The 24,967-nt window shown below is 52.0% G+C and carries 21 protein-coding genes; 14 read left to right on the top strand and 7 right to left on the bottom strand.

Annotated features, from left to right (window positions below; all coding sequences use genetic code 11):
- Window positions 1-424: 424 nt before the first annotated feature.
- The 4 genes from ACMXD4_RS03090 (at window position 425) to radC (ending at window position 6,092) form a co-directional block, all read left to right on the top strand.
- On the top strand, window positions 425-2,461 hold the full coding sequence (locus ACMXD4_RS03090; RefSeq protein ID WP_415879813.1) for a cytochrome P450: 2,037 nt from the start codon (window positions 425-427) through the stop codon (window positions 2,459-2,461).
- A gap of 40 nt (window positions 2,462-2,501) precedes the next feature.
- Window positions 2,502-3,806, top strand: a complete 1,305-nt coding sequence (locus ACMXD4_RS03085) for a hypothetical protein (protein ID WP_415879812.1) — start codon at window positions 2,502-2,504, stop codon at window positions 3,804-3,806.
- Between the two features lie 13 nt (window positions 3,807-3,819).
- Window positions 3,820-5,175, top strand: coding sequence for a Dyp-type peroxidase (locus ACMXD4_RS03080; protein ID WP_415879811.1), 1,356 nt, complete (start codon window positions 3,820-3,822; stop codon window positions 5,173-5,175).
- Window positions 5,176-5,417: 242 nt separating this feature from the next.
- The gene (gene radC, locus ACMXD4_RS03075) at window positions 5,418-6,092 is read left to right on the top strand and encodes a RadC family protein (protein ID WP_415879810.1); all 675 of its coding nucleotides are present in this window, start codon (window positions 5,418-5,420) and stop codon (window positions 6,090-6,092) included.
- A 13-nt stretch (window positions 6,093-6,105) separates the two neighbouring features.
- Here the strand turns inward: radC and ACMXD4_RS03070 are convergent, their stop codons facing one another.
- From ACMXD4_RS03070 to ACMXD4_RS03045, 6 genes are all read right to left on the bottom strand, one after another.
- Window positions 6,106-6,840, bottom strand: a complete 735-nt coding sequence (locus tag ACMXD4_RS03070) for a TIGR00266 family protein (RefSeq protein WP_033155888.1) — start codon at window positions 6,838-6,840, stop codon at window positions 6,106-6,108.
- A gap of 49 nt (window positions 6,841-6,889) precedes the next feature.
- Window positions 6,890-9,211: a CHASE domain-containing protein gene (locus ACMXD4_RS03065; protein WP_415879809.1), complete on the bottom strand. Its 2,322-nt coding sequence runs from the start codon at window positions 9,209-9,211 to the stop codon at window positions 6,890-6,892.
- Between the two features lie 340 nt (window positions 9,212-9,551).
- Window positions 9,552-10,682, bottom strand: coding sequence for a succinyl-diaminopimelate desuccinylase (dapE, locus tag ACMXD4_RS03060; protein WP_415879808.1), 1,131 nt, complete (start codon window positions 10,680-10,682; stop codon window positions 9,552-9,554).
- On the bottom strand, window positions 10,682-11,020 hold the full coding sequence (locus ACMXD4_RS03055) for an ArsC family reductase (protein ID WP_415879807.1): 339 nt from the start codon (window positions 11,018-11,020) through the stop codon (window positions 10,682-10,684). The genes dapE and ACMXD4_RS03055 overlap by 1 nt, the downstream gene beginning before the upstream one ends.
- A 6-nt stretch (window positions 11,021-11,026) precedes the next feature.
- Window positions 11,027-11,272, bottom strand: a complete 246-nt coding sequence (locus ACMXD4_RS03050) for a hypothetical protein (protein WP_033155885.1) — start codon at window positions 11,270-11,272, stop codon at window positions 11,027-11,029.
- Window positions 11,273-11,631: 359 nt separating this feature from the next.
- On the bottom strand, window positions 11,632-12,069 hold the full coding sequence (locus ACMXD4_RS03045) for a hypothetical protein (protein ID WP_415879806.1): 438 nt from the start codon (window positions 12,067-12,069) through the stop codon (window positions 11,632-11,634).
- Window positions 12,070-12,355: 286 nt separating this feature from the next.
- Here ACMXD4_RS03045 and ACMXD4_RS03040 point away from each other — a divergent pair, with 286 nt between their 5' ends.
- Window positions 12,356-13,114: a hypothetical protein gene (locus ACMXD4_RS03040; protein WP_415879805.1), complete on the top strand. Its 759-nt coding sequence runs from the start codon at window positions 12,356-12,358 to the stop codon at window positions 13,112-13,114.
- Between the two features lie 179 nt (window positions 13,115-13,293).
- A complete protein-coding gene (locus ACMXD4_RS03035) occupies window positions 13,294-14,379 on the top strand; it encodes a glycosyltransferase family 4 protein (RefSeq protein WP_415879804.1) in 1,086 nt (361 codons plus the stop codon).
- A gap of 18 nt (window positions 14,380-14,397) precedes the next feature.
- Here the strand turns inward: ACMXD4_RS03035 and ACMXD4_RS03030 are convergent, their stop codons facing one another.
- On the bottom strand, window positions 14,398-15,690 hold the full coding sequence (locus tag ACMXD4_RS03030; RefSeq protein ID WP_415879803.1) for a glycosyltransferase family 4 protein: 1,293 nt from the start codon (window positions 15,688-15,690) through the stop codon (window positions 14,398-14,400).
- On the opposite strand from ACMXD4_RS03030, the gene ACMXD4_RS03025 reads away from it, so the two are divergent.
- The 8 genes from ACMXD4_RS03025 (at window position 15,679) to ACMXD4_RS02990 (ending at window position 24,870) form a co-directional block, all read left to right on the top strand.
- Window positions 15,679-16,296 carry a PIG-L deacetylase family protein gene (locus tag ACMXD4_RS03025; RefSeq protein WP_415879802.1) on the top strand — a complete coding sequence of 206 codons (618 nt, stop codon included), beginning with the start codon at window positions 15,679-15,681 and terminating at the stop codon, window positions 16,294-16,296. The genes ACMXD4_RS03030 and ACMXD4_RS03025 overlap by 12 nt on opposite strands.
- A 291-nt stretch (window positions 16,297-16,587) precedes the next feature.
- Window positions 16,588-17,595, top strand: coding sequence for an NAD-dependent epimerase/dehydratase family protein (locus ACMXD4_RS03020; RefSeq protein ID WP_415879801.1), 1,008 nt, complete (start codon window positions 16,588-16,590; stop codon window positions 17,593-17,595).
- Window positions 17,588-18,343: a WecB/TagA/CpsF family glycosyltransferase gene (locus tag ACMXD4_RS03015; protein WP_415879800.1), complete on the top strand. Its 756-nt coding sequence runs from the start codon at window positions 17,588-17,590 to the stop codon at window positions 18,341-18,343. The genes ACMXD4_RS03020 and ACMXD4_RS03015 overlap by 8 nt, the downstream gene beginning before the upstream one ends.
- On the top strand, window positions 18,340-19,896 hold the full coding sequence (locus tag ACMXD4_RS03010; RefSeq protein WP_415879799.1) for a B12-binding domain-containing radical SAM protein: 1,557 nt from the start codon (window positions 18,340-18,342) through the stop codon (window positions 19,894-19,896). Before ACMXD4_RS03015 ends, ACMXD4_RS03010 begins: the two co-directional genes overlap by 4 nt.
- Before the next feature lie 50 nt (window positions 19,897-19,946).
- Complete coding sequence (locus ACMXD4_RS03005) at window positions 19,947-21,446, top strand: B12-binding domain-containing radical SAM protein (RefSeq protein ID WP_415879798.1); 1,500 nt, start codon at window positions 19,947-19,949, stop codon at window positions 21,444-21,446.
- Complete coding sequence (locus ACMXD4_RS03000) at window positions 21,439-22,491, top strand: NAD-dependent epimerase/dehydratase family protein (protein ID WP_415879797.1); 1,053 nt, start codon at window positions 21,439-21,441, stop codon at window positions 22,489-22,491. Before ACMXD4_RS03005 ends, ACMXD4_RS03000 begins: the two co-directional genes overlap by 8 nt.
- 618 nt (window positions 22,492-23,109) lie before the next feature.
- Window positions 23,110-23,910: a PEP-CTERM sorting domain-containing protein gene (locus ACMXD4_RS02995; protein ID WP_415879796.1), complete on the top strand. Its 801-nt coding sequence runs from the start codon at window positions 23,110-23,112 to the stop codon at window positions 23,908-23,910.
- A 264-nt stretch (window positions 23,911-24,174) separates the two neighbouring features.
- Window positions 24,175-24,870, top strand: coding sequence for a DUF1566 domain-containing protein (locus tag ACMXD4_RS02990; RefSeq protein WP_415879795.1), 696 nt, complete (start codon window positions 24,175-24,177; stop codon window positions 24,868-24,870).
- The last annotated feature ends 97 nt before the right edge of the window (window positions 24,871-24,967 follow it).

The raw sequence follows: 24,967 nt of genomic DNA, 5'->3' as shown, positions 1-24,967 counted from the left end.
TAGGCAGCGGCAAATGACAATCTGATTAAGGTCCGCAGAGAAAGAATCGGAAGATTTGCAGCGGATTCCGGCGACAGAGAAGCTTTCCGTTTGCTAGGTACCAGGCGGGCGCAGCCCAGCGCGTTTTGTGACGTGCTTCGCATTTAGGCACGGTTGTTGCTAAGCAACATTTTGCCTTTCGCTTTTTATTTCAATTAGTTACGATTGGTCTATTATTGATACTCCGTTAAAGCTCGGCGCTTGGTTCACGGGTGGATTAACAATTGCTTAGCTGCCAATAACGGCACACGTAAGCAGCCCGGCAAGTTGTTTTACCTAGCGCGCATACCAACATGCCATTCAAGCCGACATGACTAAACAGTCATCGGTGTATGCCAGCTATAGCATTAATAACTATAACAATAGCAAGCAAGAGGAAGGAATCATGATCAAACCCGGCAGTACGCGGCGTGGAGCCAAGTCCAAACAACTGAATCGTTTATTGACGATTCCAGTATCCCATATCAGCGAATTAGTACGTTGGATGCTCGACTACGGCGGGGTGCCGTACCGGGAAGAAGGTAGCGTGCCGATGCTGCATTTACCCGCCTTCTTGTTGGCGGGAGCCGATGCTAAGGCCATGCCGGTGCTGATCACCAGCGAAGCAACCTTATGTACCATGCACGAATCGCTGCAATACATCGACGCCCGTTTGCCCGCCGAACTGCGGCTGTATCCGCGCGACGAGAAAGGCAAGGCGGAAACCGAACGCTTGCTGGCCTTGCTGGTGGACAAATTAGGCTTGGCGACACGCAATTACGGCTATGCGATGTTGCTGCCACACAAAGAAACCGTGCTGTCGTTCTGGCAGCAGCGGGTGCCAGCCTGGCAAAAATGGTTAGCCGAACGCGCTTATCCGCTATTGGCTCAAGCCATGGAAAAATCCCTACCTGCCGATCCCGGACAAATCGAACCCTGCAAACAACAAATCGAGGCGATCTTTTCGGAGCTGGACACTCTGCTGGCCGATGGCAGAACCTATTTGCTGGGCAACCAGCCCAGCATCGCCGATTATTGCCTGGCAGCACTGTCCGCACCAGTGCTGTTGCCGGCCCAATTCGGCGGCGTACAGCCTAGCAAAGCAGAATTACCGGCCGCATACCAGGCTTTTGTCGAGCAATTGGCAGCTACCCCCACCGGCGCCCTGGCCTTGAAAATGTACCGTGAGCACCGGCCCGCGCCGGCACCCATCCCAGATCATCACCCCACGTCCACGACCCCGCAAAATATCGTCAGCTATTACCTGGCGCGTGGCGTCGCGATGCTGACCGGCGCCACGGTGCAACGTTGGCTATTCGGATTGTTACGAAAACATAAACCGGTATTGGTCCTGGGCAAACGCGCTTTGGTGACTCGTGACAGCGATGTCCGCGAAACGCTGGCTCGAGATACCGAGTTTACGATTGCCGAGATCAACGCGCCCAATATGCAGCGTCTGAACGGGCCATTCTTTTTGGGGATGGATCGTTCCGAAGCCTACAGCAATGAGCAAGGCGCGCTGCGCCGGGTAATCAAGCCCGGCGAAGACCAATTGATTCGCCGCATCGTCCGCCAACATTGCGAGGACATGATCCAGGCTGCGCTGCCGGTGGGCCGAATCGACATGGTGTCGCAATTGACCCGACCGGTAGCGCGGCGTTTTATCCGCGATTATCTCGGTGTGCCGGGGCCGGACGAAGTGACGATGATGCGCTGGATGCGCTCCCTGTTTCACGACCTGTTTTTAAATCTCAGTAATCAGCGCAGCATACACATCACCGCCGAGCAGTCTTTCCAAGAAATGGGGCCGTACCTGTTAAATCTGATCGCGGAACGCCGGCAGCGCATCAAGCAAGGCGAGCAATTTGAAGATTTTCTATCGCGTCTCATCAAAATGGGCATGGATGGCGAGCACGATCTGGACGACGACGGTATCCGCCGCAACATCTCCGGCTTGATTGTTGGCGCTTTGGATACCACCTCGATGGCTACTACCTTGATTGTCGAGCAATTGCTTAGCAAGCCCGATGTATTGCAACAGGCCAAACAGGCTGCCGATGACGAAGACAAGCTATTGCATCTTTGCTTCGACGTGTTCCGTTTCAACACCATGGCGGCGGCCATGCGCCGGCATTGTAAAAACGGCGCGGAGATTGCCGGCGTGAAGATTCCGCCCGGCACCGAAGTCTTCGCCTTTACCGCCTCGGCGATGTTCGACGAGAGCGCTTGGCCGGAGCCATTTACTGTGCGTGATGATCGCGCGCTGGATCGCTATATGCACTTTGGCGATGGTATGCACCGCTGTTTTGGTGAATACATCAATCGCATCCAAATCCCGACCTTGGTAGCCAGTTTGCTGCGCTTGAACAACTTAAAAATAAGCCGCGGCATCTTGTACGATGGACCGTTTCCCGATCAATTTGTCCTGAGTTTTGATCGGTAACTTTTTACCAGCACGATAATAATTTCAAGAGGACGTGTGTATGCAACAAAACCCCATGACCGTTATCACGGAAATATTGCCGGACCAGCTACAAAAGCTGGAAGCGTATCTGGCGCCGATAGGCACGGATATTAAAAACAATCCGGTGATTAAATTTTCCAATTATCAACAGCTGCACTATTGCACTTTTTTCGTCATTCCCGGCAAACATCCCTCCGAGGTCGATACCGGCGAGCCCGCCCTGCTGGCGTTTGAAGCCAATATCGACGGCGAGGTGAAGCAATTTATCAACGACCTGATTGCTGGCAATCCGGAGTTTGTGAATACCGTTTACGGCTGTTGCAAGGATTATCCGGGCAACAACGCCAGCCAACTGGCTGACTATCTATTAAAGAACGACCATGGCGCCAATGCCTTTTACGTCGCCCATCCCGGCCAAACGCGCAATACGATTGTCGAGCAGCGGCAAATCCGCGAACGCATCGAAGCCTATATCGACGCCAATCGCGCGGAACTGGCGGCCAAGCAACCGGCCGAAATTCACGCCGACATCGTCAAGCATCTAGGCGCCATCAACAAACCCACCCCGCAACCGTTTTTAAACAGCGCCGGACAAATGATCTTCAACGGCTTACTGGCAGCGTTGGGTATTTTATTGGTCGGCGGCTTCTTCGGCGTGTTTGGACCGCTGGTGGAGTTTTTGGCGGTACTGGCACTAATAGCCGGCGTCGCATTCGCAGTGCTGTTGCGCTGGAACGAAATGCGCGATAAGCAGGACGACAAACCCTGGACAGTCTCCGAACAGATGCAAGCCATCCAGCGAGTGGAAGACCGGCAATTACAAAACCATCTGACCAGCGTCATCGAAATCAAACCCGGCTGGTTTCGGTTGACCACTTTAAAAATAGTGCTGGCCGGCATCAATCTAGTTGCCAAACTGGTGGCGACCAAAGGCGACCTCAGCGGCATCGTCACCATCCATTTTGCCCGCTGGGTGATTCTGCCCGGCAATAAACGCCTGTTGTTCATGAGCAATTACGACGGTAGCTGGGAAAACTACCTGGGCGAATTTATCGACCACGCCAGTGTCGGCTTGACCGCCGTTTGGAGCAACACGCAATTAGGCAAGGACCGGGGCTTTCCGGATACCCAATGGCTGGCCTTGCGCGGCGGCTCCCGCGACGAGCAGCGCTTCAAAAATTTCGCCAGAAACAGCCAGCTTGCCGAGTTGGTTTGGTATAGCGCCTACATCGATTTGTCCGTGAAAAATGTCGCCAATAACCGGGCGATACACGAAGGCTTGTTTTCCACGACCAATCTGGCTGCTTGGCTGAGATGCTTATAAAAGGACTCCCACAATGACCACCATCGATAAATTAGACGACGTACAAGGCATCGTATTTAGCGGCTATAACAAACATATGGCCCACTGTAGTTATTACCTGTTAAAAATCGACGATGCCGGCAAAACGAAACCTTGGCTGAAAAATCTGGTCGATCAAAACCAAATCAGCCATGGCGCGGACAAGCCGACCGATGAAACTGAAAACCGTATCAACCTGGCGATCAGTTATTCCGGTTTCGAACAGCTCAACCTGGATAAAGACAGCCTTTACAGCTTCGAACTGTCCTTCCGGGAAGGCATGGATTCTGAGCATCGCTCGGCGCTATTGGGCGACCGCGGCATTAACGATCCCAGCGCCTGGGATTGGGGCAGCGGCCAAAAACGGGTGGACCTGTTGTTTATGCTGTTCTCCAAAAACGACGCTATCCACAACGCCAACCGTAAGTATCACGAAAAGGCCTTTAAAGGCGCGGGCTTAAGCGTCGTGCAGCGTCTGGATGCCGGCGAGAAAAAGCAAGACGCCAATGGCTTTACCTTGGAGCATTTTGGCTTTGCGGACGGTATTTCCGATCCCGTCGTAGATGGCTTCCCGACCACCAGCGGCACCGGCGAAATCGCTACCGGCGAGTTTTTGCTGGGTTATCCCAACCAATACGACGGCAAACTCACCAAAATGCCGCAATTGGGTAGTGCCGGTGAAGCGTTCGGTAAAAATGGTACTTATCTGGTGTTGCGGCAATTGAAACAGGATGTCGGCGCGTTCTGGCAATTCATGGAGGACGAAGCCGCGCGGCAAGGTATCACTGCCGATTATCTAGCCGCCAAATTCGTCGGCCGCTGGAAAAGCGGCGCGGTGGTGGAGCCTAATCAGGACAGCGATCCGAATAAGGTTGATAACAGCTTCAATTTCACCAAAGACCCGCACGGCACCGGCTGTCCGCTGGGTTCGCACATTCGTAGGGCCAATCCCAGAGCAGTCGGCTTGGGTACCACCGCAGAAGAAGCCTTGAAAGTCGCCAACCGCCACCGCATCCTGCGCCGCGGCCGCAGCTACGGCAACTTCCTGGAAAACCCGACGAAGGACGACGGCAAAGAGCGCGGTCTTTTGTTCATTTGTTTAAACGCCAATATCGAACGCCAGTTCGAATTTGTACAGCACACCTGGATTAATAGCGTCAAATTCGCCGGCCTTTACGACGAAGACGATCCATTGATCGGTAGCGGCGTAGCGGAAAATCGCAACTTTACGATTCAGGATGAACCATTGCGGCGGCGGGTTTGCGGATTTCAGCAATTTGTGACGACACGAGGCGGCAGTTATTTCTTTTTACCTAGTTTGAGTGCGCTGGGCTTGCTGGCTAGTTCCTGATTGGGCATTTTGCAGTAAGGATTGCTATCGAATACGCTTGGCGAAAGGAGCACCCGCCCCCTTCGCTAAGCTGCGGCAAGCATGCCAACGCCTTGCAAACGTTCCTTTCAACGCTAACTTTGGGTGCGACACATCTAAATTATCGGTGCAATCAGCCCATTAATCTTTTCAGTTTGCGTCATGGCAAACTCCTTCTGCTTCTTCTATGCTTAAAATCAATTATTAACGGCCGGGAGGAGTTGATGAGCATCAAGAATTGGCCCACAGACGAGCGACCCCGAGAAAAACTATTGCAGCGTGGCGCTACCGCGCTGACGGACGCCGAGCTACTGGCGATTTTTCTGCGTACCGGCACGCCCGGCAAGTCGGCGGTGGATATGGCCCGGGATTTGTTGAGCGAATACGGCTCCTTGCAGGCGCTGCTTGGTGCCGATCAACAACGCTTTTGCCGGAGCAACGGTTTAGGCGATGCAAAATACGCCCAATTACAAGCCGTACTGGAAATGGCCCGCCGCCATTTCGCCGAGATATTGCAACGCGGCAGCGCCTTGACCAGCCCGGACATCACTCGCGCTTATCTCAGCGCCCAATTGCGTAGCTACAGTTTCGAAGTGTTCGCCTGCCTGTTTCTGGACAACCAGCATCGGGTGATTCAATGGGAAGAGCTGTTTCGCGGCACCATCGATGGTGCCAGCGTCTATCCGCGCGAAGTCGCAAAAAGGGCCTTATTTCATCATGCGGCAGCGGTCATATTTGCTCACAATCACCCGTCCGGCATCAGCGAACCCAGCCAGGCCGACCGGCAAATTACCGACAAACTCAAACAGGCCTTGAGCCTGTTCGACATCCGCGTACTCGACCATTTCATCGTCGGCGACGGTCAGCCCTTTTCGTTTGCCGAACATGGCTTGCTTTAGCGCTTGACCGCCGCTACTGGCTATCTTGACCGATGGTTGGTTTATATTGGCTTAACACCCGCTCCGCCAAGCGTGAAAACGGCATGCTTTGAATCCACACCGAACCGGTGCCTGTCAGCGTCGCCAGAAACAAACCTTCCCCGCCGAACAGCATGCTTTTCAAGCCGCCGCTCATACCGATGTTGTAATCGATGTCACCACTAAACGCCACCAGACAGCCGGTATCCAGACGCAAGGTTTCGTTACGCAATTCCTTGCGAATCACCGTGCCGCCGGCGTGGATAAAGGCCATGCCGTCACCGCGCAGGCGTTGCAGAATAAAACCTTCGCCACCGAAAAAGCCGCTACCCAAGCGTTTGTTAAAGGCAATATCCACTTGGGTGCCGTACGCGGCAGCCAAAAACGCCGATTTCTGGCAAATCACTTCTTCACCCAATTCAGCCATATTCAATGCCGCGATTGAGCCCGGAAAGGGCGCGGCAAAGGCCACCCGGCGTTTTTGCGCACCGTGATTGGTGAAATGGGTCAAAAATACCGACTCGCCGGTTAGCATGCGTTTGCCGATACCAAACAGCTTATCCATCACCCCACCGGAACCGTCGCCCATCTTGGCTTCGAAGTCTATATCCTGCTCCAGATACGTCATCGCCCCCGCTTCGGCGATCACGGTTTCTTTGGGGTCGAGCTCGACTTCGACCATTTGAATATCATGACCGATAATCTGATAATCGACTTGATGGCAACGCATAGGTATCTCCTCTTATTTAGTTGAAAAATTAAACGCTCGCTGAACAGACTCAACCGGGCTGAAAAAATTCATAGCTGCCTCGGCCCTGCTGTTTGGCAAGATACATGGCCTGATCGGCGTGACTGAGTAAGCAATCCGGCGTACCCACATCCAGCGGACATAAGGTAATACCGCTACTGACGCCAATTTTCGCGGTTTGCCCGCCGATATAGTAGGGCTGGGAAATCGCCTGATGAACACGCAGCAAGGCTTGCTCACACTGCGGTTTGGATTCCAGACCGCCCATCAATAAGGCAAATTCATCGCCGCCTAATCGGCACACCGTGTCGTCCTCGCGCAAATTGGCCTTTATCCGCTTAGCCACCTCGATCAGCAATGTATCACCAGCCTCGTGGCCGAACTGGTCGTTGACCTGTTTGAACCCGTCCAGATCCATATACACGACACCCAATAAGGTACTGTCGCGTTTACAGCGCGCCAAGGCCTGACAAAATCTATCGTTGAACAATATCCGGTTAGGCAATTGCGTCAACGGATCGTGATGCGCCAAGCGTTCCAGTTCCTGCTGCTGAAGTTTGGCTTGGGTGATGTCGGAAAACAAACCGACATAATTCAGAATTTCGCCGGTGCGGTTGCGCATGGCCGAGATCGTCAGCAATTCGACATATAACTCGCCGCTTTTCTTGCGATTCCATATCTCGCCTTGCCAGCAACCCTCGGTTTGCAGGGTTTGCCACAAGTCTTTATAGAATTGCGCATCGTGTTTTCCCGACTGCAAAATACTGTGATTGCGGCCGATCACTTCCTCGCGGGCATAGCCGGTTATCGCGCAAAAAGTCGGGTTGGCATCGATAATATTGCCGGCCGCATCGGTGATGGTGATGCCTTCATGCGCATCGCTAAACACCCGGGCCGCCAATTGCAATTTATCTTCGGCGCGCTTGCGCTCAGTAATATTGGTCAAAATGCAATGAATAACGGCAGGTCGGGCCTTATCGCCCTGCAAGCGGCCGTCCAGAATCACGGTCAACATATGACCCAATTTTGTCAGCAGCGACAATTCGCATTCCAGCAAACCGTAGTGATTCAGCAGGTGCAGTTTTAGCCGAAAATCCTGTCCGGTTTCCGGCGAAATGAACTCAAACAGTTTGCGGCCTATCAGTTCATCAATGTCGTAGTCCAGCAGCGCACACAATTGCGGATTGACATCCAACAAATTACCTTGCCTATCCATTGCCAGATAGGCCACCGGCGAGTTTTCGAACAAGCTGCGGAACCGGCTTTCGCTTTGCCGTAACGACTCGGTCAATTGCAGGGCAATCGCCGCGTTTCGGCGTGCATTGATATAGGCCCAGGTAATAAAAAACAGCAAAAAGCTGATCAGCACCAACGCCAACACTTCAACCCAGGGCGGCTCGAACCTGGCGGTCTTACTGAAGGCTGGCATGGCACTGTAACGCAAGGTCCAAAAATGTCCGCCCAAATCCAGGCGCTGTATGCGAGTCATGGCACCGGCATCGGTTTTAAACGCTGCCGGCACCAAGCTGGCCTGACTATCGAAAAGCAGGCCCTCGGCACTGAGATCGTCCTGATCAAAAATTTCCAGGCGCAAGGCCAATAAATCCTGTCCCAGGATAGCTTTCAGCAAGTCATTCATGCGATAAGGAATGTATACCCAGCCCAGTAGCGCGGAACGGCGCTGCTCTAAGGTTTGTGGGATGCTGCCGTTGCGATACACCGGAAAATACGCCAACATCCCGGCTTGTAAATCGGCCTTGGTTTCCTGGATTAGAACCAACTTACCGGTATAGGCCAACTCGCCGTTGTCCCGCGCGCGCTCCATCGCTTTGCGCCGAATCGGTTCAGAGTACATATCGTAGCCAAAGGCGCGGAGATTGCGGCCGCTGAACGGCTCCAAGTAGATAATGCTGGAATATTCGCTGCGCGGCTCTAACGGATTAACTACATAGTCAGGAAAGCCCTGGCGGCGAATATCGGCAATATGCTGTTCGAGCTGTCCGGCTGGAATCCAGACCGTATAGCCCACGCCTTGCACCCCCGGATGGCTGCGATCCAACTCCAGCATTTCAACAAAAGCACGCCAGTCCTCGCGGGTAACCTCATAGCTTGCGGCAAACAAGCCGGCGGCGCTACGTAGTGTTTGGCCATGCAAAGCCATACGTTTGCTGATGTCGCTGGTAAGGCGTTGGGTTTCAAAATCGAAATATTCCTGTAAACGCTGCTGATAACGCCAATTCAGATCTTGCCAAGCCACAAACAAGGCGGACAGCGAAATCAGCAAAATCAGGAGAGCCGGATAGTAATGCCGGTAGCGCGCCAATAACTTTTGTGGAGCAGGGCTAGTAGTCATGCTTTCCCCTGTTGATATCGGAATATTCCGTTTCAGACCGTCGGCCAAGCTTGCGCCACAATCTAGGCTTAAAAGTATAGCGTGGTCGTTGCGATTAGTATCCGGCGAAATTCCGGATCAAACCTTCGGCAATCACTGCTTGAAGATAATCCCTTGAGCGCTTCGGCATAGCTCAATCATGGGCCGGCGTTTCTCTAACTTGCCAGCGGCTTGGGCAAAGCATTAGAGGCCGAGGGGTGACGACTGGGAGAAGACAATTGTTTACGCGGGCCCGGTGCGAACCCTGTTTAGGCAGTTGGGCTCCCGCAGAAGCGGGAGTGCCTGTATTTTAAGAACCTGCTTAATGCGCCAGTAAATTGACCAAAATCTGTTGGTAAATTCGGCTTAAAACTTCCAGCTCGTCCAGGCCAATGTGCTCGTTGACCTTATGAATACTGGCATTCAAAGGCCCCAACTCAATCACTTGTGCGCCAGTCGGGGCGATGAAACGGCCGTCGGAGGTGCCGCCGCCGGTATCGTCCAAGGTCTGAAAACCGCATACACTTTCAATCGCGGCATGGGTGGCGTCGATCAATGCACCTTGCGAGGTCAGGAATGGATTGCCGGACAAGCGCCATTGCAGATCGTATTTGAAACCGTGTTTGTCCAGGATTGCCTGAGTGCGGCTTTTGATTGTGGCTTCGTCCAATTCGGTACAAAACCGCAGATTGAACTGCACTTCCACCTGGCCGGGAATGATGTTTTCCGCGCCGGTGCCGCCGTTGATATTGGAAACCTGCAAGCGGGTTGGCGGGAAAAATTGATTGCCGTGGTCCCAAACTTCCTCGGTCAACTCTTTTAAAGCCGGCGCAAACGTATGAATCGGGTTTTCCGCCAATTCCGGATAAGCCACGTGGCCTTGAATGCCCAGCACTGTCAGTTTGGCGCATAAGGATCCGCGCCGGCCGACCCGAATCACGTCGCCGATTTTCTTGTCGCTAGACGGCTCGCCGACTAAGCACCAGTCGATCTTTTCGCCCCGTTGTTCCAGCACCTCTACCACTTTAACCACGCCGTGGGTGGCAATGCCCTCCTCGTCGCTGGTCATCATGATCGCTATCGAGCCTTTATGTTCGGGATATTCGGCCAGGAAACGCTCGACGGCTGTGACAAACGCGGCGATGCCGCCTTTCATGTCCGCCGCGCCACGGCCGTAAAGTTTGCCATAGCGGATGGTCGGTTCGAACGGCGGGGAATCCCACGCCGCCAAAGGCCCGGTCGGCACCACGTCGGTATGCCCTAAGAACACAAACAGCGGCGCCTGTTGCCCTTTTCGCAGCCAGAGGTTTTGGGTATCGGCAAAATTCAGGCGCTCGTCAACAAAGCCAAGCTTGGTCAAGCGCTGCGCCAGCAAATCCTGGCAACCGGCGTCGTGGGGGGTCACTGATTCGCGACGAATCAACGCTTCTAGCAAAGAAAGGGTTTCGCTCATTATTCGGTAGGGTACTGATCGGGATTGAAGCCAACGATCAGTTGCTGTCCATCATCCAGAATCGGGCGCTTGATCAGGGTCGGCACCGCCAACATCAGTTGCACGGCTTTGTCTGGGGTTAAATCGGATTTTTGCGCGTCATCCAACTGACGCCAGCTGGTGCTGCGTTGGTTCAGCAAGGCATCCAGGCCCAGCGCATTGACAAAGCGTTGCAGCAAAGCCGCATCCAGGCCATCGATTCGATAGTCGTGGAAGCGGTAGGCAATGTGCCGCGCTTCCAGCCAAGTGCGCGCCTTTTTAACGCTATCGCAGTTCTTGATGCCGTACATTACCAACATGGATTATTAGCCTTCTTCGCCGGCCAACAATTCTTCCAGGCTAGGCAAGGTTTTATCGGCGTGGGCACGCGCTTTGTAAACGTCCACAAACTCCATGAAAGCCTGCTCCAAATCGTCCAGCACTTCTTCCTCATCGGCTACCTCGTCTTCCGGAATTTCATCGGATTCCAGGTAGTCTTTTTGAATAGCGATCTCGCCGTTCAGAGATAACAGGGCGAGGATTAGGGCATTATTGGAAATATTTTCTGGCATGGTGTGCTCGCAGGTTAGGATTGAAGAGAAAAACGGGGCCGGCAACTGGCGGCAATTAAATCAACTGCGCGTAGGCAGCGTATCGAAAGGGTTCGCATTCATGCTGTGTAGCCTCCTTGGAACTTATGCCCGCATTGTAACGCATAGCCGCTCATCCTTGCCATGCGTTAAAACTCCCTGGCGCGCCGTCATACTTTCCCTGATCGGCTATTTTCCGCCGGGCATACTCCCGTTTCGATTCTCAGGACCAGCTTACCAGCTACATTTGCAATTACATCGGTTGGTTCGGAAAATTCCTACCTGGGGCTGCATAGCCGCACAAACCCGAGCGGCAGACCGCGTCCGGTCGATCTATCCGCTTAAAGCCGTTTTAACTGTATCCGCGTTCTAAACACCGGCAGCCAGCTTCTGCTTGAAAAATGCAGGCAAGGGACGTTTTGCGGCGTAATAGTCACTTGCCAATCCTCATCTCGAAAAAACCTAAGCTTGAGGTTGGCATCGTCCAACACCCACACCTTGTCCAGCCAGAAAGAGCCGTAGGGCACGCCAAACGAACGCACCGCCAGCACGTTGAACTGGCTATCCAGCAAGATTATCTCTGTCGCTTCTTCAAAGGGGCAATCCCAATCGCAAATTAACAGGTATTCATGCGCGGGAGTTTGAAATTGATGCAAAAGCCGATAGCCGGGCACATAACACAAACTCGGCAAGCCATTTATCAGTAATTGGGTCTGCAATGGCCAATCTTGATATTCGCCAGCGTGACTTTTCAAGGAAAAAATATCGGTTGTTTGCATCGTCTCGACCTGGATAAAACGAGGTTGCCGTTTGATTTTATTACAGTCGAAAATTCGACAATCCTGAGTCTATCAGCAGCGCCCGGTTACAGAAACATCATCAAGGCAATCTGAAATCCCCCATATTCCCTGCCCCGTTGTTTACAATAGCCGTCAAGGCACTTATTTTTGAGACCCATGACCACAGACTGGCAACTTATGCCGCATCGCGGTCCCTACAAACTCACTCAAATATCGCCATACCCAATACCGTAAAACCATTCCAGCACAGGATACATTTTCCCTCATGAAATTCACCGACACAGGCACCCTAGTCAATTGGCAGTTAGACGACATTCATATTATCCAACCCTTACACGATAAAGCCGACGGCGGTTCGCGCGGCGGTGTGTATCTGTGCATACCCAATTTTGAAGAACTAACACCGCCTTTTGCGCTTAAACACGGCGAATACCGCATAACGCCTTGCGAGACTGATCTACCGCACCAAAAAAACCTCACGGCGCCTGACGAAACTAACTGGGGCAGCGTCGCAGTAATCACCGATTGGCAAGAGCAGACGGAAGCAAACAGCAAAACCCTGACCGTCAGCACCCGCATTCGCGCGATGTCGGAAACCGCCTTGGTTCGCCCTGGCTTTCACCCCTATTTTTCGATTTCGCCCAACAGTTTTATCGAGATTGCGGATACGCATATTGAGGTCTCGGCTCTCCCGCACGATAGCTTGAGAGTACATCACGCCAACTCGCCAGCGGCACCGATAAAGTTAAGCACAACCGATTACACGGTGACGATGACTTGCCACATCTCGCCGTTGTCTGAAGGCCTATCGTTGGCGTTTGGTATTTGGAGCGATAAAAAAGCCGAGTATGTCTGCATCGAGCCGATTATCGGCGAGCAACCAGGCCCGGACGGCCTGCCGACGCCGTTGACCTTACAACAGGATGAAGAGTTGGTGATGGTGTTTACGATTCGGGCGGAGAGAGCGGGATTCGCCGGTCAGTTATCCACCTCTAAAATCGGTCAAGTGACGCCCATCAACTAAACGAGGCAAATTTACAAAACAGCGATTGCCCTCCTATGCCATGCAGGGTTTAAATCTTGGGCTGATTTTCGTTGTAACATGCCATGTCTACAAGTAGTCGCCACCATCTCACCAAATCGAAATCCGGCCATACGCGCCCTCGCGTTCTGATCGTTCAACCCGTGGTACCACACTATCGCGTGAGACTTTATGAATTACTTTATCAACATTTGCAACAAGTTGGCATCGAACTGCAAGTAGCCTACGGCACACCGAACGTTGAGCAGGCTGCCAAACGCGACTTAATCGATTTGCCTAAATCCATTGGCCTAAAAGTCAAAAACTATTGGTTTTTCGGTGGTAAATTGCTTTACCAGCCGATATTCCGGCAAATGCTATCCGCTGACCGAGTAATTGTACTCAACGCTAACGGCCATATTCTGAATTATCTCATTGCTCTGGCAGGATTATGGGGACGCCGCAATTTGGCTTTTTGGGTGTGGTGGCCAAGTTCCCGAGCCAATACCGGATCGTTCAAAGAGCGAATCCGACAACAACTGATGAAGACAGGAAATTGGTGGTTCGCTTACACCTCCGGCACCCGAAACTACCTTTTGCTTGACGGGATACCTAGCGCGCAAATTACTGTACTAAACAATAGCGTGGATGTGTCCGGTTTTCGCGAGATGCTAACGGCGATAGGTGCGGCCGAACTCAGCAATTTCACTACTCTCCTCGGCATTCCCAACGGCGTTCCGATCGGCCTATTCTGCGGCGGATTATATGATGACAAGCGTTTGGACTTTCTGTTCGAAGCGGTGAAATTAATCCAGGCAGACTGTCCGGACTTTCACTTGCTGGTATTGGGCGATGGCATAAGACGAGACTTGGTCTCACAAGCCGATGCTAATGATCATAGAATTCACTACCTTGGCCCCTGCTTTACCAAGGAAAAGGCCTTATGCTTCCGCTTGGCCGAAGTTTTCCTTTGTCCCGGCCTAGTTGGACTGGCAATTCTGGATGCATTCGCCGCCGGTTTACCACTAATCACCACCGACATTCCCATTCACAGCCCGGAAATCGAATATCTGTGCGACAACGTGAACGGACTATTGGTAGCCAACGATTCTCGAGCCTACGCCAATGCCGTTATTTCTTTGCTGAAATCACCATCCACACTTCGCCGCCTGAGTAGCGGTGCCTTGGCAAGTTCGCGGCAGTATTCTATCGAAAGCATGGCGAATCAATATGCCGAGGGCATTATTGCCAGTCTGAAACGCGCTTAGCCGGAACAGCGTTACGCCTTAGATAACCGCAAGAGCATCCCGGTATATTTGCATTAGCTGATGGTAATTCTCCTGCGCGGTATACTTCAACTCATAGATACGACGCGCGGCAATACCCATTTGCAACATTCGCTCAGGGTTAGCAACTGCCCAACTGACCTTGGCGGCTAAGTCTTGGGCATCACCCGGATTAAAAAGCAAACCGGTGACGCCGTCTTCGATAATTTCAGCCATGGCACCCAGTCGGCTGGCGATCACCGGCAAACCATGAGCAAATGCTTCCGCAATCACCATCGGAAATCCTTCGATCCATAGTGACGGCATCACCAGAAACTCAGCATTTCGCATGAACCCCCCTACTTCTGAATTTGGCTGATGCCCACCCCACGTCATCCAATGATTGGACCATCTTCTTAGATCCGCCATCAAGGGGCCGTCCCCCACTAAAATAAGCGGATAGTTGATTCCACGCCAGGCCTCCATCAAGGTCATGAGACCCTTTTCCTGACTAAGACGACCGACAAACACCCCCCCTTTGCGACCACCTCGCACGGTATAACCGGGATCGCTGATAAAATTAGGTTTAACACGAATCCTCTCGCCAGGCAGGCCAGCCGCGACAAACCGGCGTTTCGCGGCTTCCGACGGCGCAATAAAACATTGAATTTGCCTCTGCAAAGTCTGGTGTCGACGATGTGTATCGAGCGCGAAAGCGAACAGCACTGAGCCGAACCAGGATTTACGATAGCAGCGGTGCCAGGCCCCCCAATACGAAGAGCCATTGACACAAAGTTCGCATGGCAGTCCATCCCTATGTAAAAATGCTCCTACACAACAAAATGTACGAAAATCGTGTAGGGTCTGAACCACTGGCACGTTTGCCTCGCGCGCTGCGTCATAGGCTGCTGGAGTAATACGCGGAAACAAGTTATGGCAGTGCATCACGTCGGGGCGAAATTCGCGAATACGTTGATTAAGCTCCGCTTTAGCTCTACGGTTGTACACCGCATTTAATGCGACCGCGAGATTATCCTGCCAGCCATTCAAATCGCCGTTTCTTAAAGCCCAGATGGAAACTTCATGTCCCTGAGTTATAAGCAATGAGGACTCGTTGGCTACCACTACATCGTCCCCACCAAACCCTCTGCAATGGTTCTGGACCACTAAAACACGTAGAGGACGAGTCGGGCGAATACCGATAAAACTTAAGCTGTCTAGCTTTTTTATGAGCATGTAATTTTCAGGGCGCTTAGAATAAAATGCCAAAATGCCAAAATGCCAAAATGCCAAAATGCCAAAATGCCAACACAATACAACACCCTGATATTTTCCCCCCACATTGATGACGAGGTACTCGGCTGCTTTTCATTTTTAGGCCCCGACTGTTTTGTACTGCATTTCGGCGCGGAAGACCGGCCTTATGTGTCTCGAATCGAACGCATTCAGGAACTGGAACGAGCAGCCACCATGCTCAACTTCCAATGGAACGTGCTCGACAATCCCGTAAATCACTACAGAATGCAGGATCTGATACCAACCATGGAATTGGCCATCAATCAGATAAAGCCAAATAGGGTACTGATTCCTGAACCCTCTTATAACCAGGACCACAGAGCAGTCTACGATGCCGGAATCGTAGCAACCCGACCACACGATACCAACTGGTTCGTACAAAATGTACTGATTTTCGAACAACCGGATAGTCTAGTCTGGCTACATTCCAAATCAAATGAGCCAAGCTACTTCCGCGAAATACAAATCGAGCAAAAACTGACGGCTTATGCCCTTTATTCTTCGCAGGTTCGCGGACATCGATCGCCTGAAACCCTGCAAGCAATTGCGAGTCTGCGTGGCGCACAAATCTGCAAACCTTACGCCGAAGCATTTCGGGTTAAACGGCTCGTAGATTTTCGCTAAACCCAAGACACACTCAATTTGCTTACCATCCGGCCGCATAGTCAAGCAAATGGCAAACGGTAACTGTTCGGAGAACCTAGCCCATCGGCATATCGAAACTTACTCGCCCGTTGTCATTACCCGATTTGGGCAAAGGTATTGTTGACGAACCGGGACAATGATATTGTTTACTAGACTAGCCATTATTCTATTGTGACGCTACCTGTTCGGACTCCGCCACTTTTTCCTAAGCAACGGAGATTTGCATAGCGCCGCAGTTCACAAGAAACCACTGAAGCGGGGTGTTTAAACATGGCAAAGCAAATTCTGGTGACCGGAGGCCTTGGATTTATCGGATATCACCTTTGCAAACGCTTATTAGTGTTAGAGCCGGCCAGCGAGATCACCGTCGTCGATAACATCAGTTCCACCAAACTCAATTATTCAGACCTGCTAGGCTATCTAAAACTCCACATTCAGGACGTTGAATCCCTTCCAGACGACTTGGGTCAATTTGACGAAATTTACCATCTCGCTAGTCCCGTGGGCTCCCTGGGCATTTTAGGAAAAAGCGGCAGGATTGCTGGCAGCATTCTGGGGCTTGCCGAAAAAGTCGCCAAAATGGCCACTTATTCCAAATCCCGCCTCTTGTACGTCTCCTCGTCAGAGGTTTACGGTAGGAATGGTCAGCAACTAGAGTCTGTTGAGCAGATTGTGCCATGCAAGCGCGGCGCCAGGATGGAGTACGCATTGGCGAAATTAACCGCAGAGCATGTCTTGTTAAATCTAGCGATGGAAGGGGATTTCCAGCTACGGATCGTACGTCCATTTAACGCCATGGGGGAATGGCAAAGCTCAAACATCGGTTTCGTTATCCCCAAATTTTTTGAGGCGGCATTGGCGGGACGCGATCTGCAGGTATTTGGAGATGGCAAACAAATCCGATCTTTTTGTCATGTGTCCGACCTCGTCGATGGCATCATCCAAGTGCAGGCCAAGGGCAAAATAAATAATATTTACAACCTCGGTCACCCTGACAATGTTATTCCCATCGCCAAGCTGGCAGATCTAATCAAAGAATTATGCGCATCGAATTCCGAAATAAGATACGTGGATCCAGTGAGCCTTTATGGCAAGCGCTACATCGAGGCCTTCGACAAGATACCCATTATCACCAAAGCCATTGACGATACAGGTTGGCGACCCAATGTCAATTTAAAATCGGGCCTGACGCGCATTCTAAACCACTACCTGGAGATCGCAGGACCGCAAATACGCCACCCGATAGAAGCCAATATGCCTCAAGACCTCAATGCCTGAGCGCCCCTACAACCTCGGTCAGCTAGTCATTAATACCGGAAGCTTATCCTACTTGGATAACTGCCTTCGCCAGTTCATGCTCAACCCAACTAGGCGAGACATGTTGGTAGGGTTTTTAAATCCGCATGTCTACAATTATGTCGAACGCGACTCTTACGTCCGTTCTTTTATCCAAGCATGTGATCTCGTTTGCCTGGACGGTGTTGGCATTACTTTGGCATTTCGCTACCTTTTTGCGCAAACACCGCCACGCGTCGTCGCGACAGCTTTGTTTGATCGCGCTTTAGCTTGGCCGGAACCCAGAGTAAACGCCGTGCTTATTGGTGGCACACCGACCCAGGCGCAATTGGCAGCAGACAACATTAATAGCCGAAAGGGTTCCTGGCACATTGTCGCAGCCTACCACGGCTTTATGAAGTCCGATGAATATCGAGCCATATTGGCACAACATGCTGATATAGACGCGGCTCTAGTAGGGGCCGGCACCCCCAAATCCGAACAAATTCTGCTGAATGCTCGGGACGTTTGCCAAAGGGCGCTATGCTGGCATATCGGCGGAGGTACATTAGCAGTCTACGCCGGCCACAAGGCACGCGCGCCGGCATGGGTATCAAAACTCGGTATCGAATGGATGCACCGATTCGTACACGAACCCCATTATCGATCCAGAATATACCCAGGAGCAATCGAGTTTGCCGGACATCTGTTTAAGAATCGTTTTTTCCCGAACAATGAGGTACAGCGATGAACATATTGATTGCCAATCCAGCGTTTCGCCGCCCACTAAGCAACGGTTTAGAGCGTTACCTGCTAGGTTCCGGCATGCGGTTTCCACTGACGCTGCTAAAACGCCCTAAAGATAAACCACGTTACACCACCTTTCCATTTTTCTTAGCCTACTGCGCCGCCTTACTAGAACGCGACGGTTTCAAGGTTGATGTGATCGACGGAGTACCTTTGAATCTTACCGAAGATGTGTTTTTGCGCGATGCGCGCGCAGTCAATCCTGCCATTATTCTTCTGGAGCCAAATACCGCTGTCATCGACGATGTAATAAGGTTCTCGCTCGCCCTGAAATCCGCCACCGGAGCAAAAATCATTCTGGCCGGTGCTCACGTCAGTGTGTTCGCGACCGACATTCTCGACCAATACCCACACATCGATTTCGTCCTGGCTGGCGAATACGAACTAATCTGCCTGGCACTGATACAAGCCCTAAGCGCGGATAAGCCATTAGAGGCTATAGCGGGATTGGCGTATCGGACGGAAAATAGTCAATCTCGTCTCAATCCGCCGGCAGCACTTATTTACCCTCTAGACCAACTACCGCCACCCGCGCGCCATCTATTTCCTCGAAATGCGGAGCCTTCGATTAGCGCATACTACGACGGCATGTTTCAGCATTCGCCAACAGCCTACATGCACACCAGCCGCGGCTGTCCATATAGGTGCGACTTTTGCGCCTGGATACAAATTCTTTACAGAGGCGAGCCACAACGCTACTTCGGTGCAAGCCGAGTCGTCGACGAGATGTGGCAGCTGGTCGAAAAATTCGGTGTCAAGGAAATATACTTCGACGACGACAACTTCACCTCCAATAAACAACATGTGCGTCAGCTTTGCGCAGAGATAAAGCAGCGCAACCTAACTATCGCCTGGTCGGCAATGGGCGACGCGATCGCGCTTAACGAAGAACTGCTGGAATGCATGGCGGACGCGGGCTGCGTCGGCTTGAAATTTGGCCTGGATAGTGCTGATCCCGACGTGTTGAGCGCGATTAAAAAACCACTCAAAGTGCAACGCTTACAAGCCCTTATCGATAAAGCCGGAAAACTGGGCATCAAAACACATATGACAGTTGTGTTTGGTCTGACTGGCGAGACGATGGCATCAATGATCAATACTTTTGAGTATGCCTGTGAATTGGATATTGATTCGGTGCAATTTAGCATGGCTACACCTTGCCCGGGCACGGATTTCCACAATCAACTGCTCGCGGAAAATCGAATTCTGCCAGTAAAGTGGGAAGAGTACGATGGAAGCAATATGAGCGTAATCACTTACCAGGATATCTCTGGCTCGCTCTTAGAGCACTTCACCACCACCGCACATACCCGCTGGCTACGTCGAAAAGTCATTAAGCCGCGGTGGCTGCGGCGGCAAGCACGGTATTTACTACGTCTGGCACAAGGCCAAGGGCTTCAAGGATTGTACAAGCGCTTTCGCCGTGCCACACAATTACTAACTGGCGATTCGATAACGCTTGCCAAAACAGACGCCGCCCGGATGATGCGCTGGTGATTGCATCATAAAGCTCTACGCCTACGACACTTATCCTAGGGGCCGAAAAAATGAAACTGTTGCTCTGCGTACCCAATCAAGTCGTTCGTCTTGATGGCATGAAAGCCAGACCTGCGGTGAGCCCCCCTCTTGGCGTACTATCCCTCGCCGCCTACGTTCGGCAGAGCGCATGGCGCGGATCGGTCCAAATCTACGACGCTCGCCTCAGTGCCGCATTCCGGCACGAAGACGAGGATTGGATTTTCGGTGATACCGACGAACAAATCGAAACTCAACTTCGCTCGGCCAATCCGGATATCATCGGCATCTCTAATATGTTTAGCAGCCAGATTGATCGCGCCTACCATTTTGCCGATCTGGCAAAGCGAGTAGCACCAAACGCAATTATCATCATGGGAGGGCCTCACGTGTCGGTCTTTCCACTGGAGGCTCTGTCCCGACCGAGCATCGATTTTGTGGTCATAGGCGAGGGCGAAGAACGTCTTAGCCAACTCCTCATAGCCTTACAGAGCGGCGAAAACCATCCAAAAATACAAGGTGTTGTGGCAGACCGTGCCGACCTGGACCTGTTGCGTTCCAACCCGAGAGCACCGGTCAGTTTCGCTGACCCACTGGATACACTGCCCTTACCGGCATACGACCTGGTCGATATGGAAAGTTACTTCGCGCTGGCGCGGCGCGGTCTATCTCCACGGTTTCGCGAATGGGGCCAGCGCCCAATCAGCATGTTGACCAGTCGGGGCTGCCCGCATAAATGCGTGTTTTGTTCGATTCAAACCACAATGGGTTATAAATTTCGCGCCCATTCTCCTGCCTATTCCCGCAAACATATCCAGCACTTAGTAGATGATTACGGAGTAGATTTCATTCATTTCGAAGACGACAATCTCGTACACGATACAGAACGCTATGACCAGATTATCGACTTCATGCTGACCTTTAAGCCGCGCATCAAATGGGACACTCCTAACGGCGTCAGAGGCGATGCCTGGACGCTACAACGCATCCGTCGAGCAAAAGAATCCGGCTGTCAGTTTCTTACCGTAGCAATCGAGTCGGGTGTCCAGCGCGTTGTGGATGACGTTGTATGCAAACGCTTAGATCTGAAAAAGGTTGATGAAATGATGCATTATTGTCAGGAAGTCGGTTTAAGACTACATGCTTTTTACATCATTGGCTTTCCGGGTGAAACCTTAAGCGATATTAAAGCCACCGTTGCCTATGCACTTGAGCGTTATTGGCGGTTCGGCGTCGTGCCAATGTTACAACCCCTAATTCCGATCCCAGGCACCGATGTTTACGATGAAATTGCTGCACAAGGCTTGCATAAGGGCGCCATAGAAACTGCGTACAACCAAGTTAAAACAGGCGATTTCGATCCCGATGTCATTCAGGCGATTTACCGAACCTATCTACGCAAACGGTTAATCATTTTTGCGCTCAGATCTCTGACATCGCTTAGTGAACTCGTCTATAACGCCCGCTTGATTCTGAAGTACCCCAAGGGAGCGGCTTACGCCATATTGAACGCCGTGCGAGCCAATGGCTAACGTCTTAACATTAAGTCTGAATAATGTCGAACAGTCATCGCTAGTTACCGGCGCCACAGGATTTTTAGGCAGGCATTTGGTCCGTTCTCTCATCAAGCACGGCCATACTGTCACCGCACTAAGCCGACAGCATCCTAATCTAGTCACGCCATCCGTCCGCTTCGTATCTGGCGATATTTTAAATGAACACAGTTTGGCCGACGCAACCCGCAATGTTTCGGTTGTCTATCATTTAGCAGCAATCGTTCCAGGCAAAGGAGGACAGGCAGAACAATGGCGCGTTAATTACCACGGCACCCGATTGTTGCTAAAGTCGTGCATCGAGAACGGTGTTAAACGACTGGTTTTCCTTAGCTCGGTTTGCGCCTATGCACCGCCACTCAACGCAGTAATTGACGAGGACAGTCCAATAGGCGGCGGAGACAGTTACGGCCAAAGTAAAGCTGCGGCAGAACTGGAAATAGCCAACGCCGCCACGAACGACCTTTGTACCGTGATACTTAGGCCCAGTCAGGTCTACGGCCCAGGCGATAGCGGCTTTACCGAAATGCTGGTGTCTATGCTTAGCGGCAAATACCTGTACACGGCGGGCCGTACGCCCCGCCCGTTCTCGCTTTTATACGTCGACGATTTAATCGAAGCCATCGTCCGAGCCGGCACCTGTCCCGCCGTCGGCTCCAACACGCTAAACATTGCCGGCCCGCCGACCCACTTGCAGGCGCTAACTTCGGCCTATGCCGCCATCACCGGTCACGCGGCGAAATGCGTACCCTTACCGATTGCAATTGTGCGTTTGGCTCAGGAATTGCGTTGGTTTAGCCGCAACCTCCCCGCTAAGGCAATGCGACCGCGCTGGAAATCTTATGCTGCCGACCAAGTATACGGTTCGGTGCTGCTGGGTGGCCCAGCGTACTCAGTAAAACGCGCAAACTTAGCGCTCGGTTTCGAAGCCCAAACCTCGATCCAAAAAGGTTTGGCAAATGTCTTGAACAGCCATTCCCACGACTCCGAGGCAAATTCAAACGCATTAAACAATCTGCATTAAACAAATACCCTGACCTGCCATCCCCGTCTGATCGCGAACCTGCTGTTTGGGCCAACCAAATTGCCACCGCAAACAAAGTTTATGGCCGCCTGCAGACGCTGTTGACATTGAAAAAGGATAAAGAGTTGGTAATGGTGTTTACGATTCGCGCGGAAAGAATTGGTTTTTGCAGATAGGTTATCAAATGCGTAGGAGACGCATCGTTCGCGATCAATGCACTTCACTGCGTTTAACAGAGTATCTACTAGCTACCAATGACGGCTGTTAGCCCGACTGCTGAGTGCCGTCGTCAACAGCCGTCAAAAAATCCGAACAATAATACTTTGAAATCCCACACAAAAACTGATATTTTACGCTTGCAATCCGAAATGCAGTGCTGAAGACGCCCCAAGTTCCAAGTTCCAAGTTCCAAGTTCCAAGTTCCAAGTTCCAAGTTCCAAGTTCCAAGTTCCAAGTTCCAAGTTCCAAGTTCCAAGTTCCAAGTTCCAAGTTCCAAGTTCCAAGTTCCAAGTTCCAAGCGTTTGGCGGTAACTGCTGCGCCAAGGCAAAAGGCTAACGCAAAACCCTAGGGGCAGGCCGTTGGCAAACTCTTTAAACTTACCGATATGGAGAATGGATATGCGTATTAACCCACCCTTGCTGGCCGCCGGCCTGCTACTGAGTTTGACCACCCTCACTGCCGAGGCTACCTTGACCCCTTACACCTCAGGTGGTCAAAGCCTGGTGTACAGCAGCATCAGCGACGTTACCTGGACCGGCGATGGCAATTTGCTGGGCACCCTGGAAGCCAGCAATCCTAATCTGGTCAGCACCATCATCAGCACCATAGGGTCTGTTACCGACACACCTAATGCTTATGACACCCCGGCGAATAGTGGCAGCCACACACTGAGCACGGCCGACTTCGGCGCAAACGGTAGAGTCAACTGGTTTGGCGCCCAAGCGTATGTCAGCTATCTCAACACCATCAACTACGCCGGCTCCAATCAATGGGCCTTGCCAACGGCGGGCGCTGATCCGCAACTTAGCTACAACCAAACCGATAGCCAATTCGGGAAACTGTACTATAACGAACTCAACAAACTGGCCCCTCCGTATCCGGGTTACATAGGCCCCTTTGGCATTTTTGGTGACGGTAGGTGGGGCACTTCAGGCACAGCAGGCCCCTTCAGCAACGCCCAAAGCTCTGGGTACTGGTCTGGTACTGAGGTTGCACCTAATCCTGGCCTCGCATGGATCTTCTTTACCTACGATGGCTACCTGGACCGCTACTTTAAGATCGACGAGAACCTCCAGTTCTTCGCATGGGCGGTCAGCCCCGGACAAGTGTCCGCCGTGCCGGTACCAGGTGCTGTATGGCTGATGGGGACTGGACTGGTGGGATTGCTGAGTTTGAAGCGACGCGGGCACGCAGGGTAATTGGGTTCTTTTTGGGGAACATCCTGATTCCCAAACTCCAGTTTGGGAATGATGCCTTTATAGCTCCAGGTTGCATTGATTTGATCAGGAAGCAAAAGCTTTCGAAACATGGTAAGCAAGCCGGAGGTTGGTTGCCATGCAAAGACCCAAGTTCAAAGCCAAGTGTTTGGCGTAAACTGCCGCGATAAGGCAAAAGACTAACTCAAAACCCCAGGGCGCTGACCGTAGGCAAAATTCTTAAACTCACAAATACGGAGAATGGATATGCGAATTAACCCACCCTTGCTAGCCACCGGCCTGCTACTTAGCTTAACCAGCCTCACTGCCGAGGCTACCTTGACGCCATACACTTCAGCCGGTCAAAGCCTGGTCTACAGTAGCGTCAGCAACATCACCTGGACCGGCGATGCCAATCTGCTGGGCACCCTGGAAGCCAGCAACCCTAATTTGGTCAGCACCATCATCAGCACCATAGGGTCCGTTACAGATACACCTAATTATTATGACACCCCGGAATATAGTGGCACTCACACTCTTAACCCCGGCGACTTCCCTTATAACAACGGCCTAGTCACCTGGTTTGGCGCCCAAGCCTTCGTCGGCTATCTTAACGCCATAAACTACGCTGGCTCTCAGCAATGGGCCTTGCCAAGTGCCAGCGCCAATCCGCAAACTGGTTACAACCAAACAGGCGGCCACTTTGGCCAATTATTCTATAACGAACTAGGCGGAACGGAACAACCGTATGCCTACTGGTCTGGTACGGAATACTCGTCTAACGCCAACTATGTCTGGGTCTTCGGTACCAGCAATGGTTTCCAGGACTACGGCCACAAGAACAGCTATTTCAACGTATGGACTGTTAACCCCGGACAAGTGTCCGCCGTGCCGATACCTGGCGCTGCCTGGCTGTTTGGGACTGGGCTGGTGGGATTACATAGATTGAAACGACGCGAGTAATCTGGGTAATTCGGTCATTCGGATGATTGGGTTCCTTTGTGGGTCTGGGGGCGATAAGCCCCCAGGCGATTTTTGTGCGGGGTACGGAGTACAATTC

Origin of the sequence: Methylomonas sp. TEB (assembly GCF_047777895.1) — a bacterium.
Lineage (GTDB): Bacteria > Pseudomonadota > Gammaproteobacteria > Methylococcales > Methylomonadaceae > Methylomonas.
Note: the sequence above shows the minus strand (reverse complement) of the source record. Positions and strands in the feature narration are given on the sequence as shown.